This is a genomic window from Leadbettera azotonutricia ZAS-9 (genome assembly GCF_000214355.1).
Taxonomy (GTDB): Bacteria; Spirochaetota; Spirochaetia; order Treponematales; family Breznakiellaceae; genus Leadbettera; species Leadbettera azotonutricia.
Genome location: NC_015577.1, coordinates 2,788,039 through 2,804,748, shown reverse-complemented (window position 1 = coordinate 2,804,748; position 16,710 = coordinate 2,788,039). Strand labels below are relative to the sequence as shown.

11 protein-coding genes and 1 pseudogene are annotated in these 16,710 nt (G+C 51.8%); 11 read left to right on the top strand and 1 reads right to left on the bottom strand.

The genetic code is table 11. From position 1 onward, the window contains the following. Nucleotides 1-16 precede the first annotated feature (16 nt). The 5 genes from secD to TREAZ_RS12260 all read left to right on the top strand — a co-directional run bounded on the left by secD (nt 17) and on the right by TREAZ_RS12260 (nt 7,334). Nucleotides 17-1,759: a protein translocase subunit SecD gene (gene secD / locus TREAZ_RS12280; RefSeq protein ID WP_015712192.1), complete on the top strand. Its 1,743-nt coding sequence runs from the start codon at nt 17-19 to the stop codon at nt 1,757-1,759. Further along, on the top strand, nt 1,759-2,994 hold the full coding sequence (secF, locus tag TREAZ_RS12275) for a protein translocase subunit SecF (RefSeq protein ID WP_015712191.1): 1,236 nt from the start codon (nt 1,759-1,761) through the stop codon (nt 2,992-2,994). The genes secD and secF overlap by 1 nt, the downstream gene beginning before the upstream one ends. 112 nt (nt 2,995-3,106) lie before the next feature. Continuing rightward, nucleotides 3,107-4,039 (top strand): 4-hydroxy-3-methylbut-2-enyl diphosphate reductase, encoded by a 933-nt coding sequence (ispH, locus tag TREAZ_RS12270; protein WP_015712190.1) that lies wholly within the window; start codon nt 3,107-3,109, stop codon nt 4,037-4,039. Nucleotides 4,040-4,074: 35 nt separating this feature from the next. After that, nucleotides 4,075-6,753: a valine--tRNA ligase gene (locus TREAZ_RS12265; protein ID WP_043923499.1), complete on the top strand. Its 2,679-nt coding sequence runs from the start codon at nt 4,075-4,077 to the stop codon at nt 6,751-6,753. An 8-nt stretch (nt 6,754-6,761) separates the two neighbouring features. Continuing rightward, nucleotides 6,762-7,334: a hypothetical protein gene (locus tag TREAZ_RS12260; protein ID WP_015712188.1), complete on the top strand. Its 573-nt coding sequence runs from the start codon at nt 6,762-6,764 to the stop codon at nt 7,332-7,334. On the opposite strand, the gene TREAZ_RS12255 is transcribed toward TREAZ_RS12260, so the two are convergent. Further along, nucleotides 7,335-8,714 (bottom strand): MATE family efflux transporter, encoded by a 1,380-nt coding sequence (locus tag TREAZ_RS12255; RefSeq protein ID WP_015712187.1) that lies wholly within the window; start codon nt 8,712-8,714, stop codon nt 7,335-7,337. 52 nt (nt 8,715-8,766) lie between these two features. Between TREAZ_RS12255 and gap the strand changes: the two genes are divergently transcribed. From gap to TREAZ_RS12230, 6 genes and pseudogenes are all read left to right on the top strand, one after another. Continuing rightward, nucleotides 8,767-9,837: a type I glyceraldehyde-3-phosphate dehydrogenase gene (gene gap, locus TREAZ_RS12250; RefSeq protein ID WP_148257926.1), complete on the top strand. Its 1,071-nt coding sequence runs from the start codon at nt 8,767-8,769 to the stop codon at nt 9,835-9,837. An 89-nt stretch (nt 9,838-9,926) separates the two neighbouring features. Further along, nucleotides 9,927-11,171, top strand: a pseudogene (locus TREAZ_RS18495) (phosphoglycerate kinase); the annotation flags it as partial. After that, a complete protein-coding gene (gene tpiA / locus TREAZ_RS18490; protein ID WP_280990968.1) occupies nt 11,169-11,933 on the top strand; it encodes a triose-phosphate isomerase in 765 nt (254 codons plus the stop codon). The pseudogene TREAZ_RS18495 and the gene tpiA, both read left to right, overlap by 3 nt. 82 nt (nt 11,934-12,015) lie before the next feature. Next, entirely contained in the window at nt 12,016-14,466 is a 2,451-nt protein-coding gene (locus TREAZ_RS12240) for a GAF domain-containing hybrid sensor histidine kinase/response regulator (RefSeq protein ID WP_015712184.1), read from the top strand. Between the two features lie 163 nt (nt 14,467-14,629). Further along, the gene (locus tag TREAZ_RS12235; protein WP_015712183.1) at nt 14,630-15,772 is read left to right on the top strand and encodes an ABC transporter substrate-binding protein; all 1,143 of its coding nucleotides are present in this window, start codon (nt 14,630-14,632) and stop codon (nt 15,770-15,772) included. A 50-nt stretch (nt 15,773-15,822) separates the two neighbouring features. Next, nucleotides 15,823-16,710, top strand: a complete 888-nt coding sequence (locus tag TREAZ_RS12230; protein WP_015712182.1) for a branched-chain amino acid ABC transporter permease — start codon at nt 15,823-15,825, stop codon at nt 16,708-16,710.

Sequence of the window (16,710 nt, the reverse complement as noted above, 5' to 3'; positions counted from 1 at the left end):
CCTCCGGAGCGAAAACATGAGTAAACGATACCGGTTTTTTATCATACTAGCTATTATAATAGTATGTTTTGTCTTTCTTTCCCCCTCCATACGCTGGTATTTCTTCGTTCCCAAGCTGGAACAGACCAGGGCATTGGCTTCCCGGGAACAGATAAAGGCCTATGCCTCGCAGACCGCCCAGGTGGATCTTGAGAACCTCATTGTCCAGGCAAGGGCCGGCGGGGATGTGCCCCCGGGGCTGGACTTTCTGACCGTGGAGGCTAAAAAGATCTACAAGAGGGCTAAAGAGCCCAGTCCTGCCAAATGGGATGCCCAGACGGTGCTGGCGGCGTTTACCTCCCGCCAGGAGGCGCTTGAGTCCATCGAAACCAAATACCGCAGCGAGATCCTGGAATTGAAGGATCTTCAGAAGAGCGCAGTGCAGCTCGGCCTTGATCTTTCGGGGGGGCTTTCCATAGTCCTCCAGGCTGACCTCGAGTCTCTCCAGGAACGCCTCGGCAGGGTGCTTACCGATGCTGACCGCGAAGACGCGGTTAACCGCGCCCTTGAAGTGCTTAACAACAGGATAGATAAATTCGGCCTTACCGAGCCTGTGATACGCCGACAGGGGCAGGATCAGATCTATGTTGAAATCCCCGGTTCCGCGGACCCCGAGCGCATCAATGACATCATCATGGGGCGGGGCAGCCTTGCCTTCCACATGGTTGATCAGGAAGCGACCGAAGCTTTCAATACCTATTACAACGCCCATCCTGCAACGACCTTTGACGCGAACGGCAATCTCCTGGACCCCTCTATCATTCCTTCCGACGTGGTAATCCACGGTGTTTATACGAAGGATCGTTACGGCCTTGATGAACAGGCCAGGAACGCTTCCGGAAATTTAAGCTATGCGGCGGTCAAAAAAGAAGTTGGCCTGGACGGCAACTACATACAGAGCGCCCTGGTAGAACGGAATTCCCTTGACGGCCGGCCTGAAGTTACCTTCATGCTGAGCACCGAAGGGGGCGAAATCTTCTATAAGCTTACATCCAACAATATTGGCAAGCCCATGGCCATAGTGCTCGACGACAGGATAAAGTCCCAGGCAACTATTCAAAGCGCCATACGCGACGCGGTGCGGCTCACTGGTTTTGGCCAGGAAGAAGCCAACAATATAGCTCTCACCTTGAGGACGGCTGCCCTGCCTGTGGAGCTTGAGGTTGTCACCCAGCAGTCCATCGGCGCGAGCATGGGCGAGGACACCATACGCCAAGGGCTTTTTGCCCTTTTGGGCGGCCTTGCGGCGGTCATGATCTTCATGCTGCTTTTCTACAAGGGTTCGGGCATCAACGCTGTTGTAGCCCAGGTGCTCAATATCTATTTTATGTTCAGCATACTTTCAGCCTTCAACTTCACTTTGACCCTGCCGAGCATCGCGGGTTTTATACTCACCATCGGCATGGCTGTCGATGCCAACGTCATCATCTTTGAAAGGATGAAAGAAGAATTGCATCTTGGCAAAGGCCGGAAGGCTGCTATTGACGCAGGCTTCGACAAGGCTTTCTGGGCCATTATGGACTCGAACATCACCACCTTTATTGCGGCCCTGTTCCTCTCCCAGCTTGGGTCAGGCCCTATTCAGGGTTTCGCAGTGAGCTTGGCTATCGGGGTATTCTCCTCGGTGTTTACCGCCCTCTTTGTGTCCCGCCTTATTTTTGACTTTGGAACCGATGTGATGGGCTCTAAGCACCTTTCTGTTTCCTGGAGGGTCCGGTAATGAAACGCATTATTCCTTTTTCAAAATTTTTCCTTCCCGCAATAATACTATCGATCCTGTTGGCTGTTGGCGGTATAGTGGGGTATGTAACTGAAGGGTTTAATATGGGTGTCGATTTCCAGGCAGGTCTTTTGCAGGAAATTCAGTTTGCCCCCGGCGCTTTCCAGGTCACCTATAATGGCAGGGGCAATGCGTCCATATCCCTTAGCCGCACTAATTTGACTATTGTCATTTCGGGTGCGGGGGTCGAGGAAGAGCAGCACGATTTCCCCTTTGCTTCTTATCCGGCAGTGAATGATCTTGTCCGGGGCCTTCAGGCCATTGACGGCATTTCCGCCTCCGCTTCTTCCTCGGTGGGCTCAATACGGTCTTCGTGGCTCGTGGTAAGCGCCCAGAGCAGCCCCCAGCTTGGTTCTGTTCCCTACAACGTCCATTACCTTTCGCCTGACGAACAGGTGATACCTATCGAGGATGTGCGTTCAGCCCTCCTGCCTTTGGGGACTGTTTCTGTGCAGAGCCTTGGCGAGCCGGCCGAGCGGCGTTTTATGGTTCGAATGGAAGACAGCGATATTGAAGGCGGGCAGGGTGTCCCTGCGGAAAAGATCATTTCCACTTTGGAGACAGCCTTTGGGCATGGCGGGGTAGCGGTGAACAAGTCTGACTATGTAGGTTCCCGTTTCTCCAAGCAGCTGGCTGATCAGGCCGGTATTCTTCTTGGCCTTACCCTTCTTTTGATTCTGCTTTATTCAACTATACGGTTTAAGCCCCAGTACGCCATAGGCGCGGTTCTTGCCATTGTCCACGACGGTCTTATCATGGTTGCCTTTGTGGTCTGGTCCCGCATGGAGTTTAACACTACTACTATCGCAGCAATACTCACAATCCTGGGTTATTCGATAAACGACACCATCGTTATCTTTGACCGTGTCCGGGAATCGCGGCGTATTTATCCTGACGATACCTTTGTGCGAATTCTTGATCGTTCCCTCACCGAAACCTTGAGCCGTACCATTATTACTACTTTTACTACTATGCTGGCTGTATTGAGCCTCTTTATCTTTACCACAGGCTCAATGAAAGATTTTGCCCTTGCCCTCCTCGTAGGCATGACTTCGGGCGTATATTCAACAATTTTCATCGCCTGTGGGTTTGTAAACCTCTGGGAAGCCCAGAAGAACAAACGGGAAAAAAGAAAGCTTACTGCTCCCGCAGTGGCTGTTCCGGCCAAGGCGTAAGGTCTTTTTTGCCGCAAAGGAGCTGAAGGCGCACGAAGAAAAAAGTAATTTTTTATACTTTGTGCGCTTTTTTGACTTTGCGGTTAGAAATTCTTAAAGAATTCAGATTTATATGGAAGTTCGGCGGGCCAAGGTTTTAGGCTTCTGTATGGGGGTCCGCAGGGCGGTAGATATGGCCGCCGAGGCTGTGGCTCTGCCGGGTGCCAAGGCTCCGTCCGCAGATACTGGTTCCAGGGTCTATACCTTGGGACCATTGATACATAATCCCCAGGCCCTGGAAAGTTTGAAGGGGCTGGGAGTTGAGATCCTAAAAGAAGATAATCTTCCTTCTTGTCTTGATAATTCGACAGTTATAATCAGGGCTCATGGGGTTGCGCCTCAAATCGAGGCCGATCTTGTACGCCGTGGGGCTCATGTTGTCGATGCTACCTGTCCCCGTGTTAAGGCTAGCCAGATGAAGGCAAAAGCCCTGGCAAGCCAGGGGTATCGGATTTTTCTTGCCGGTGAAAAAAACCATGCGGAGATAATCGGCATGCAGGGTTATGTTGCCTCGGAGCTCTGTGCGGTGGTGGGCGATCAGGACGAAGCGGAACGGGCGGCGAAAGAGTTATGCGAAAAAAATAAAAACATTAAAACTGCGTTGATCGGACAGACTACCATTACTCCTGAAGAATACCTGGCGATAGGGGAGGGGATAAAAAAGATTTTTCCTGATCTTGAAATAATCAATTCTATTTGCGGTGCAACCAGGGACAGGCAGGAGGCATTGAGGGATCTCTGCACGAAGGTGGACGGTATGATCATTGCAGGAGGGAAACGGTCAGCCAATACCCGCCGTCTTTTGGATATCGCCCGTGCGGAGTTCGCAAGGCTTGACGGAAGCGGTGTGGCCAGGAAAGCCTGGCTGGTAGAAACCCCTGACGAAATTCCTTCCGAAGCTTTTGCATATTCAGTGATAGGCCTTGCTGCGGGGGCTTCCACCCCCGATTCCATAATCGATGCAATGGAAGCTGCACTTCGGATACAGCCTCCCTTTCTTCCTTGAAAATTAAGATTTAGTGGGGTATATTATATTCAATGATGAAGGCTATTGAACTGGAAAAAGCTTACGACCCCAAAACTTTTGAAGACAGGATCTATGCCCTCTGGAAGGACAATGGCTGCTTTAAGCCTACCGCCGAGGGGAGCGCCCCTTTTACTATTGTGATTCCTCCGCCCAATGTAACGGGCATACTGCATCTGGGCCACGCCCTGAATAACAGCCTTCAGGATATTGTAATACGCTTCCACCGTATGAAGGGTGAAAAGACCCTTTGGGTGCCAGGCACCGATCATGCGGGGATCGCCACCCAGAACGTGGTAGAGAAGCGTCTCCGATCACAGGGGAAAAACCGCCGCGAGCTGGGGCGGGAGAAATTTGTCGAAGAAACCTGGAGTTTTATCAACGAGCACAGGACCATCATATCCAATCAGCTGTCCCGTATCGGGGCCAGTGTGGACTGGTCGCGGGAGCGTTTTACCCTGGACGAAGGGCTTTCAAGGTCGGTGAGGGATGTGTTTGTGACCCTCTACGAGCGGGATCTTATGTACAAGGGCAACTACCTTGTGAACTGGTGTCCTTCCTGCGGTACCGCCCTGGCGGACGACGAGGTGGAGCACGAGGATACGCCGGGAAAAATGTATCACCTTCGCTACCCTGTAGCGGGCAGCGAAGGTGTTTTTGTGGAACTGGCGACCACGCGGCCCGAGACCCTTTTGGGGGATACGGCAGTGGCGGTGCACCCCGAGGACGAACGTTATGCCCACCTCATCGGCAAGATGGTAAAGCTTCCCCTGACGGACCGTGAAATCCCCGTGGTGGCCGATACCTACGTGGACAGGGCCTTTGGCACAGGTGTGGTGAAGATTACCCCGGCCCATGATCCCAATGACTGGGAAGTGGCAAAGCGCCACGATCTTCAGGTGATCAATATTCTTACCCCCGACGGGAAGCTCAATGACGAGGTTCCCCAAAAATACCGGGGGCTTTCTGTTGCCGAGGCCCGCAAGATCGTGCTTGAGGATCTTGTTGCGGGGGATTACTTTATCAAGGATGAAAAAATCACCCACGCCGTGGGGCATTGTTACCGCTGTCATACGGTGATAGAGCCTTTCCTCTCGGAACAGTGGTTTGTGCGCATGAAGCCTTTGGCGGAAAAGGCCCTGACCTCCTGGCGCAATGGGGAGATCGTTTTCTATCCCAAAAAATGGGAGAACACCTATCAGCGCTGGCTTGAAAATATCCGCGACTGGTGCGTGAGCCGCCAGCTTTGGTGGGGCCACCGTATTCCGGCCTGGACCTGTAAAAGCTGCGGCAAACTTACGGTGGCCCGGGAAGATCCTTCCTGCTGTCCCCACTGTGGTTCAAAAGAGATGGACCAGGATTCTGATGTGCTTGATACCTGGTTTTCAAGCTGGCTTTGGCCTTTCAGCACTTTGGGCTGGGAGAACAATTCCTGTACGACCCCGGATTACAAAACTTTTTATCCTACGACTGCGTTAATTTCAGCTTATGACATAATTTTCTTTTGGGTTTCCCGGATGATCATGGCGGGCCTTGAGTTTACAGGCAAGGCGCCCTTCAGGGATATCTGCATGCACGGCCTTATCCGCGACAAGCAGGGCCGGAAGATGAGCAAGAGCCTCGGCAACGGCCTTGACCCCCTGGAGCTCGTGGACGAGTTCGGGGCCGATGCCCTCAAATTCACCCTGGCCTATATGTGCGCCCAGGGCCAGGATCTTTTGGTGGACAAGGAATCTTTCAAGATGGGTTCCAAATTTGCCAACAAGGTCTGGAATGCTTCACGGTATATATTGATGAACCTTGAGGGCCGGAGCCTTGTTGTAAACCCTCCGCTGCTTCCCGCAGACAAGTGGATTATTTCAAGGCTCAACGGCGCCGCAAAGGCCATGGAGGAGGCTTTCCTCTCCTACCGCTTTAACGATGCTTCGTCCACGGCTTACGAATATTTCTGGAATGATTTCTGTGACTGGTATGTGGAGGCCACGAAGCTTTCCATGCGTTCAGGCGACGACTCGGATCAGGCGGCGGCGGAAAAAGACAGGGCAACCACGGTGCTGCTCACAGTGCTTGCCGAGTCCCTCAGGCTGCTTCATCCCCTTCTGCCCTTTGTTACCGAGGAGATATATTCACGCCTGCCCCTTGAGATTAGGGGCGAAAGCCTTCTCATTACGGCCCCCTATCCCGAATATAAAAAGGAAAAGGAAGATCCCGAAGCAGAAGGGGACTTTGGTTTCCTCAAGGATCTCGTACGCATGATCCGCACTCTGCGGAGCGAATGTACCGTGAACCCCGACAAGAAGATCCGGGTTACTGTGCGTATGCCCTCCGGAGGCAGAATAGGCTTTCTTAAAGAAAATGCCGCCCTGGTCAAACTCCTGGCAGGCCTTGGGGAGCTTGAAATTGCCGAGGCTGCCGCAGGGGGCGAAAAACCTGCCGGTTCCATCGGGCTTGCGGGAGCGGGTTTCGAAGCTTTTGTGCATATCGCAGAGGCAGTGGATACGGCTGCATTGAAACAGAAATTTGCCAAAGAACTGGAGAAGGATAAAAAATTCATCGGGGGCCTTGAATCAAAGCTGGCCAATGAAAATTTTTTGAAGAATGCCCCGCCTGAATTGGTTGAAGGGGAAAAGCGGAAACTGGCGGATGCCCTGGACAGGACGGGCAAGCTGGAATCCTGGCTGCGCGATATGGCATAGGGGGAAAAATGACCACCGAAGAGATGCTGCGCCTAAATGGCACCTATTTGGCGCCTTATATGCAGCTCGCAACCGCCCTCATTGGCAAGACCCGTGAGGGAGGGGGCAACATGTTCCGGCATCAGCTTGACACCATGGCTACTCTCATCGATTACGGCTACATCGACTCGGTGCTGCTTAAGGCTTCGATAGTGCATGATCTTATCGAGGATATTCCCGATTTTAACCACAACAATCTGCTCCAGATTGATTTTGAAAGTTCCGATGTGTACAGCCTGGTGCTGGAAGTAACCCGCTTTCCCAACGAGACCAAGCCTGAGTTCCTTACCCGCATCCTCGAAAAGGGATCAAAGAACTCCAAGATCCTGAAAGTAGCTGACAGGATCTCCAATATGATTTCCCTGGGTTTTGTGATCAATTACAATTTCATCAGCCGGTATACCGAGGAGACCGTCCGCTATATCTATCCCATTGCGGAAGAAGTGGACAAGGCCATGCTTTCGGAGCTTCAGTCCCTGGTGGAATCCCGGCGGAAATACCTCTCGGCAATAATTCCGGAAAAAGCTTCCATGGGGAAGTAATCAGATAACCCGCTGTTCTTTCCATTTGCCGCTTCTCCAGCGTACGATAAAGCAGGTTCCTCTTGCGGCCCATTCGCAGACCATGGATATCCACACGCATACCGCGCCCACCCCGAAAGCATATGCTAAAAGATACGCAACCCCGACCCGCACGAGCCACATGGCGAAGGTGGCGGCTATCATGGTGTACCTGCCGTCGCCTGCCGCCCTCAACGAATAAGGAAGGCAATACGCGGGGATCCAGATGAGCATGGCAGCAGTGCAGAAGATGATGCCGAAAAGCCTGCCGTAGGCCAAGGCTTCGGAGGAGAGGGCGAAAAGGTGAAACACCAAAGGCATGGAAACGAGGATGAGGGTGTTGAAGATGCCCATCGCGATATAACTATATATGATGAGTTTACGGGTATAGCGTTTGGCTCCATCATAATCTCCTGCGCCTATGCACTGGCCAACCACGGTGAGCAGTGCATAGGCTACAGCCATGCCGGGGAGATTTCCCAGGGTCATGAAGATAGTGCCTACTGCATTGCCGGCTATGGCAGCGGTCCCGAAGGTGGAGACGAGGCGGGCCAGGGCCAGCTTCCCCACCTGAAAGGTGGCGCCTTCTATGCCGTTGGGGATCGCTACCCTCAGCATGCTCTTGATAATGGAAGGCATGAAGCGGGTTTTGAAGAAGCCCCGTATGTTGACCGGTGCGCCTCGCAAATTCCGCAGCAGGGCAAGTATGACGATGGCCGAGACAAAGCGGCTTATGAGGGTGGAAATGGCGGCTCCGGCAACCCCCATGTGGAAAACATACATAAGAAGGGCATTCCCCAAAAAATTCAGGATATTTATCAAAAGGGAGATCCACATGCCTATACGGCTGTTACCCATGCTGCGGAAAAGGGCCGCCCCTGCGGTGTTGAGGGCTATGAAGGGGTAGCTTAGGGAGGTGTAGAAAAAGTAGGTTTCCGCCTCCCTCATAATGCCCTGATCTATATGGCCATAAATGAGGCGTAATACAAAGGTCCTTCCAAAGAACATAAGAAGGGCAAGAAACAGGGTAAAGAGGGTGGTGATGTGGATGAGCTGTTTTGCAGCACTGGAGGCATTTTGGGGATCTTTCCGGCCCAGGTACTGGCTGCATACTACAGCCCCGCCGGTGGTGAGGGAAGTAAAAAGGCTCACAAAGAGGACGTTGATGGAATCTACCAGGGAAACGCCCCCTACGGCTTCTTCGCCAAGGGAGGCTACCATGACGGTATCAATAATGCCGATGAGGACCATGAGTATCTGATCTATGATGAGGGGCCAGATGAGCTGCAAAAGCCTCGTGTTGCTCCACTCGCCGGAATCTATGCTATCTATAGGCGGCGGGGTCTTTACTTTTCTCTTCATGTTGTATAGTATTTATATCATAAATCTATATCTTAAATGGGGGTCTTAAATGATCAAAGTTGCGATTAATGGGTTCGGCCGCATCGGCCGCCTTGTGTTTCAGGCAATTGTGGACCAGAAGCTTCTGGGCAAAACAATTGATGTCGTAGCGGTAACGGATATTTCTACAGACGCGAAATATTTTGCCTATCAGCTCAAGTATGATTCTACCCAGGGTAGAATGAAGGCGAAGATCGAAACCGCCAAAAGCAGCGCGTCCGTCGCTGACGACGATGTGCTGATTGTGGATGGCCACAAGGTTCAGTGCGTCATGGCCGCAAGGGATCTCAAGGAACTTCCCTGGAAGAAACTCGGGGTCGAATATGTTATCGAGTCCACCGGTCTCTTCACCGACGACAAAGCCTTCGATCACCTCGCCGCAGGTGCCAAGAAGGTCATCATTTCCGCTCCCGCCAAGGGCAAGGAAAAGAAGATCCCCACCTTTGTAATGGGCGTCAATAACGACAAATACGATCCCTCCAAGGATCACGTTGTTTCCAATGCCAGCTGCACCACCAACTGCCTTGCGCCTCTGGTGTATGTGCTCCTCAAGAAAGTCGGGATTGAAAAGGGCCTTATGACCACCATTCACTCCTACACTGCTACCCAGAAAACCGTTGACGGTCCTTCCAAGAAAGACTGGCGGGGCGGCCGCGCTGCGGCTATCAATATCATCCCCTCCACCACCGGCGCCGCAAAGGCCGTGGGCGAAGTGCTTCCCGAAACCAAGGGCAAGCTGACGGGCATGAGCTTCCGGGTACCCACCCCCACAGGCTCCGTGGTAGACCTGACCTTTACCTCCGCCAAAGATACTTCCATCGAGGAAATTGACGAACTCATGCTTAAGGCATCCAAGACCTACCTCAAGGGAATCCTGGCTTATGCGGATGAAGAAATCGTCTCCACCGACATCGTCCACAATTCCAATACCTCCATCTACGACAGCCTCGCTACCAAGCAGAATAACCTCCCCGGCGAAAAGAGATTCTTCAAAGTGGTTTCATGGTATGACAACGAATGGGGCTATTCCAACAAGGTAGTAAATCTCCTTACCTATATGGACGGCGCCGCAAAGAAGAAATAAGCATTTGAAAGGTTGTTAAACACAAAAAGGCTCCGTGTCCCGTTCTGGGGGCCGGGGCTTTTTTTCTATTCAATTTACAGAGGTATAAAATGATTAAGACAGTAAAAACCGTAGACCTTAAAGGCAAGCGGGTTATCATGCGGGTGGACTTCAATGTCCCCATGAAGGACGGGGTCGTACAGGACGATACCCGCATCACGGCGGCTATTCCCACTATCAAGTACATTCTGGGCCAGGGCGTCAAAACCCTTACCCTCATGAGCCATTTGGGGGATCCTTCCAAGGACGCCGAAAAAGCCAAGGGCAAGGCCGAAAAAGACGGCAAGACCTTTGACCTCGACAAGTACATCAAGGGCAAGCACCGCATGGCGCCTGTGGCCGCCTATTTGTCGAAGAAGCTCAAACTGCCCGTGGTCTTCGCAGGCGAGGATAGCTGCTACGGCAAGAAGGCCCTCATCGACTCCCAGAAGCCCGGCACCATCATCATGCTCGAAAACACCCGCTTCCATAAGGAAGAAACTTCCAAAGATGATGCACAGCGGGACAAGCTCGCCAAGGCCCTTGCCGAATACGGCGATATTTTTGTGAACGATGCCTTCGGCACTGCCCACAGGGATCACGCTTCCACCGCTTCCATTGCCAAGTTCGTACCGGTTTCAGTGGCGGGCTTCCTCATGGAAAAAGAAGTGAACTACCTTGAACCCATTGTTACCAACCCTGTGAAACCCCTGGTGGCCATAATCGGCGGCGCAAAGGTGTCGTCCAAAATCGCGGTTCTGGAATCCCTCCTCAAGAATGCCTCGGCACTCGTCATAGGCGGAGGCATGGCCTATACCTTCCTCAAGGCCCAGGGCAAAAAGATCGGCAAGTCCCTTGTCGAAGATGATCAGATAGACACTGCCAAAAAGATCCTCGAAACCGCCAAGAAAGTGGGCGCAGAAATAGTGCTGCCCGTGGATCATGTCGGGGCCGATAAATTCGACGCCGCAGCAGAACCTGTAGCGGTGGATAATGTAAACCTCCCGGCGAAGCTCATGGGCCTTGACGTGGGTCCCAAGACCATTGCCAAGTACAAGGAAGTTCTTTCCAAGGCCAAGACTATAGTGTGGAACGGCCCTGTAGGGGTTTTTGAATTCGACGCCTTTGCTAAGGGAACCGAAGCGGTTGCCAAACTTGTGGCGGAAGCCACAGCCCGCGGTGCTATCACTGTTGTAGGCGGCGGTGACTCGGTGGCGGCGGTCAACAAATTCGGCCTTGCCTCCAAGATGAGCCATGTGTCCACAGGCGGCGGCGCTTCCCTCGAACTCCTGGAAGGCAAAAAACTTCCCGGCATCGAAGTTACCCGTTCCCGGGATTACTTCATCGCCGGAAACTGGAAAATGCACAAGACCCGCGCCGAAGCGGCGGCCCTTGCCAAAGCCCTGGTAAAAGCCCTCAAGCCCGGGAAGCACAAGTACCTGGTGGCCCCGACTTTTACCGCCCTCGAAACAGTGGGCGCAATTGTCAAAGGTACCAACATCTTGCTGGGCGCCCAGAACTGCGCCCCCGAAGAACAAGGCGCCCATACGGGCGAAGTATCCGTACTCCAGCTTAAGGATCTCGGCGTCGACGCCATCATTCTGGGCCACAGCGAGAGGCGGCACATTTACAAGGAAGACGACACCCTTATCAACAAGAAGGTAAAGCTGGCCCTGAAGCACGGTTTTGAAGTCATACTCTGCGTTGGCGAGCTTCTCGAAGAAAGAGAGAAGGGAAAGGCCGAAGCGGTGTGCAAACGCCAGACTGAAAAGGGCCTCGCCGGTGTTACCCCCGAGGAACTTTCAAAGATCACCATTGCCTACGAGCCTGTATGGGCCATCGGTACCGGCAAGACCGCAACTCCTGATGATGCCGAAGCCATTCACGCCTACATACGCAGCGTGATCGCCAAGCTTTACGGGGCCCAGGCTGCAAAACAGATAGTCATTCAGTATGGCGGATCGGTTAAGGCAGAGAACGCGGCCCAGCTTATGGCCAAGGAAGACATAGACGGCGCCCTTGTGGGCGGCGCTGCCCTCAAAGAAGAGACCTTTGCGCCCATAGCGAAGTTCAGCTAATGATACTCATAGGGGCCCTGTTTATACAGGGCTCCATTGTTTTTTTTGTTCGCCTGCTGTGTATGCAGCAGTGGTGTGAGAAATGAATCAATCCAAAAAACTAAAGGCTGTTGTTTTTAATAACCTGGCGGTGTTTCTTTTCTCCGTCGCCGCTGTATTGGTTCTTGTTATTTCTATTTATACCAATGTACTGATCAATTATATTTCAACATATCTTTCCGAAAGCATTGATGAACGCCTTCTCGCGTCAGCCCGTAGTGTTGCTTCCCTTATTACTGCTGATGAGTTAAATGAATTGGTAACCGTCAAGGATATGGAAAAGCCTATCTATGGCCTTGTCAAGCAGCGGCTCATTGCATTCAGTAAAGAATCCCACATACTCTACGCCTATTATTTCCGCCTTAGCCCTGATGGTTCTTCAGCCTTATATATTGTTGATAATGACGTGGATCCCAAAACCAAGGTGGACCTTGCGTCCGAACCCTGGCCCATGGAAGACGCCATAGAATGGGTTATCAAACATCGCACTGCTGTTAGTACAGGCCTTGGCACTTATGCCCAGGGCTGGGAAAGCCTCCTCACCGCCTATGCGCCTATCTTTGGCGAAACAGGCGAGGTTGTTGCTTTTTCAGGGGTGGATGTTTCTGATGAGCAGGTGATCGATGTGCAGAACAGGATAATGATACTTTCAATCCTGCTCGTATTATCAATTGTTTTCGTCATAAGCTCCGGTTTTTTGAGTTTTTTTATTTATAAGAAAAAAGAAGCGGTTTACGCAAAACGCTTTGAACAGCAGGAACTTATGTCTGTCCTTTCCCGCAACTTTATTTCCGCCAGGGACAGTACCGCGCTTATCAACGAGGCTCTGCGCATTGCCGGGGAATTCATGGGCGTTACCCGTATACTCGTAGGGGTTCCCGATGCCGATTCTGATATCAGTCGGCCTGTTTACCTCTGGTGCGGAACCGACGCAGTGTTTACCGATCCTGCAAAGACAGGGCTTAACGATCTTATTCATAGTACTTTCCCCAAAGAACAGCCCGACGTTATTCCTACGGTTTACTGCAATGATACCAATGCTGATAAAGACTGGCAGATAATGAAGATCGTTGATGTCAAAGCCTTTATCTGGGCGCCTTTATATATTGACGGGAAGATGTGGGCCCTCCTTAGTATTGAAGAATGTTTTAAGTCCCGTGTCTGGACTGAAAGCGATCGTCAGCTTTTAAGTACCCTGTCGAGTGTTGTTGCAGGGGCTATCACGCGGGATATTCGCGAAAAAGAGCGGGATGCCGCACGGGAACAAGCCATAAGGGCGAGCCAGGCCAAGACCGACTTCCTCTCCAATATGAGCCATGAAATGCGTACCCCCATGAACGCCATTATAGGCATGACCGCCATTGCCAAAGGTTCAGACGATATAGAAAAGAAGGAATACTGCCTTAAAAAGATAGAAGATGCTTCCACCCACCTTTTGGGTGTTATCAATGATATACTTGATATGTCCAAGATAGAAGCCAATAAGTTTGCTCTTTCCTTTGCCAACTTCAATTTTGAAAAAATGGTCCAAAAAACGGTGAATGTCATCAACTTCAAGGTTGAAGAAAAACACCAGAACCTTTCTGTCCGTATAGACGACTCTATACCGGCAATGCTCAAAGGCGACGATCAGCGTTTGGCACAGGTAATTGCAAATCTGTTGTCCAATGCGGTCAAGTTTACACCCGAGGGTGGATCTATCAGACTGGAAGCGGATTTGGCGCCCGGTTCTGATGGTAAAAGCAATGATATTGCTGACAGTAATACGGTTAGTAATGCTGTTATATCGAGTACTTATACTGTTAAGGTGAGTGTTATCGATTCGGGTATTGGCCTGAGTCCTGAACAGAAGGGCAGGCTTTTCTCGTCTTTTGAACAGGCCGATTCCAGCACTTCCCGCAAGTACGGCGGCACGGGCCTCGGGTTGGCGATTTCCAAACGCATTGTGGAGATGATGGGCGGGAATATCTGGGTAGAGTCAGAGCTGGGCAAAGGAGCTTCTTTTATCTTTACCGCAGTTCTCGAGAAGGGAAAGGACGAAAAGGTAATCCAGCTTGAAGGTCAGGGGGGCGAAGCTGAAGCGGAGAAGGATGAGGGCGCCTTTGGAGGCAGTACTATACTTCTGGCAGAAGATGTAGATATCAACCGCGAAATTGTCCTCTCCCTCCTTGAACCAACCAGGATTGCCATAGATTGCGCCGAGAATGGCGTCCAGGCGGTAAAGCTCTTTACGGAAAACCCCGGGAAATACGACATGATTTTCATGGATGTTCAAATGCCCGAAATGGACGGCTATGAGGCAACAAGGAAAATAAGAGAGTTGGAAAAAAGCTCTGCTGCAAAGCAGGTTCCACAGATTCCAATAATTGCCATGACTGCCAATGTGTTCCGTGAAGATGTGGAGAAGTGCCTCGAAGCGGGCATGAATGGCCATGTGGGTAAGCCTCTGGATCTGGAAGAAGTGATATCTACCCTGAGGCAGTATCTTAAATAGAAAACAACCAGTTGTTTCAGGCCGGATAAAGGGGAAGACCGCTGCTGTTGCTACAGGGTGCTCCTGTACCGGCCGGCAGTACCGTCCCGTAATGCTGGACACTCTCGTCAATTTACGCTAATATTCTCTTTGAATTCAGCTTTTTTCAATAAGGAGGGAAAAGATGAAAAAATTAAGTTTAGTGTTTTTGGCGCTCTGTTGTGCGGCCTCTCTGGCTTTTGCAGGCGGTGGTAGTCAGTCCAGCGATACCGTGACTATCGGCGCGGTATTTCCCCTTTCAGGCAGTGTGGCCTTCTACGGTACCCAGTCCAGAGACGGTGCTCTCCTGGCTATCGAGCAGATCAACGCTGCAGGCGGCCTTTTGGGCAAGAAATTGGCCCTTATCGCCGAAGATGACGAAGGAAATGCCGAAAAATCGGTAAATGCCTTCACCAAGCTTGCTACCAGGGATAAGGTTTCCTTTGTTCTTGGTTCCAGTACTTCCGGGGCCACCATGTCCATGACTTCCCTGGCTCAGCAGGCCAAAGTCATCCTGATTTCGCCTTCTGCTACCAACACCGATGTTACCAAGGCCGGGGATTATATTTTCCGTGCTTGCTTTATCGACCCCTTCCAGGGTGTAGTAGGCGCAGATTTTGCCTATGATACTTTGGGAAGCCGCCGGGCTGCCATTCTTTACGATGCGGGCGCCGATTATAATACCGGTCTTGCCGATGCGTTCCGGAAGCAGTTCCTGGCCGACAAGGGCCAGATCGTGGCCGATGAAGCCTATCAGACTGGTGACGTGGACTTTAACGCCCAGATCACTCGCATCAGGGCAGCAAACCCCGATGTAGTGTACCTCCCCAACTATTACAACGATGTTTCCCTGATCGCCAAGCAGCTCAGGGCCCAGGGCGTTAACTGCGCTCTCCTGGGCGGTGACGGATGGGACGGTCTTATCGATAACGCTGGCGACGAAGTACTCAATGGTTTCTGGTCAGCAGGTTTTGCCTCCGATACTACCGACCCCAAGGGTGTGGCTTTTGTGCAGGCTTTCGAGGCCAAGTTCCATAACCCCGCTTCCCAGTTCGCGGCCCTCGGCTACGATACTCTGATGCTGGTCGCCGATGGAATCAAGGCAGCCGGAAGCTTCGACACCGCTGCGGTAAAAGCCGCTATGGCAAGGATCAACGGCCCCTATGTTACCGGAAATATCCGCTTTGACGCCAACCGCGACCCCATCAAGGGCGCTGCTATTCTCGAAATCGTCAACAAGGGCGGCAAGCTCTCTAACGCATACAAGACCACGGTCAATCCCAAATAAATAGGGAAGGGCAGGGACGGGCAAGCTCTTCCCTGTCCTGAAGGCGTTATATGATTGTTCTTCAACAGTTGATAAATGGCGTATCTCTGGGTTCGATTTATGCCCTAATAGCCCTGGGGTATACCATGGTCTATGGCATAGTCCTGCTCATAAATTTTGCCCATGGCGATATACTCATGGTAGGGGCCTATGCGGCTTTCTTTGTTTTGGGAGCTATAGGCGCCGGGCCTGTGGGCATGCTCGTTGCCTTTATTGTTTCCATGATTATCTGCGCCGGTTTCGGCATTACCATCGAACGTCTTGCCTACCGCCCGCTCCGTTCCGCTCCCCGCCTAAATTCTTTGATCACCGCCATCGCGGTAAGTTTAATACTGGAAAACGGCGCCAGAGTGCTGCCCTTTATTGGGCCCAACCCCCGCCAGTTCCCCCGGCCCGCTGTGGTCAACCTCCAGTTAGGAAGCCTTTCAATTTCCAATATACAGATAATTGTGATTGTGCTGTCGGGGCTGATGATGCTGGGCCTGAATTACATAGTGAATTATACCAAACGCGGAAAGGCCATGAGGGCTGTTTCTTTTGATCTGGGCGCCGCAAGCCTCATGGGTATTTCGGTTAACGGTATTATATCCTTTACTTTTGCGCTTGGTTCCATACTTGCCGCAGCGGGGGGTGTGCTTTACGCTTCCGCTTATCCCCAGGTGAATCCCCTCATGGGCATGATGCCCGGGCTCAAAGCTTTTGTGGCGGCTGTCCTTGGGGGCATAGGTTCCATACCTGGGGCAATGCTTGGGGGTTTTATACTTGGCATTGCCGAAACCTTCACCAAAGGTTTTATTTCCAGCCAGTTCAGCGATGCTATTTCATTCGGCATTCTGATCATTGTCCTCTTGATCAAGCCCACAGGCATTTTGGGCAAAAAGTTAAGGATAAAGGTGTAA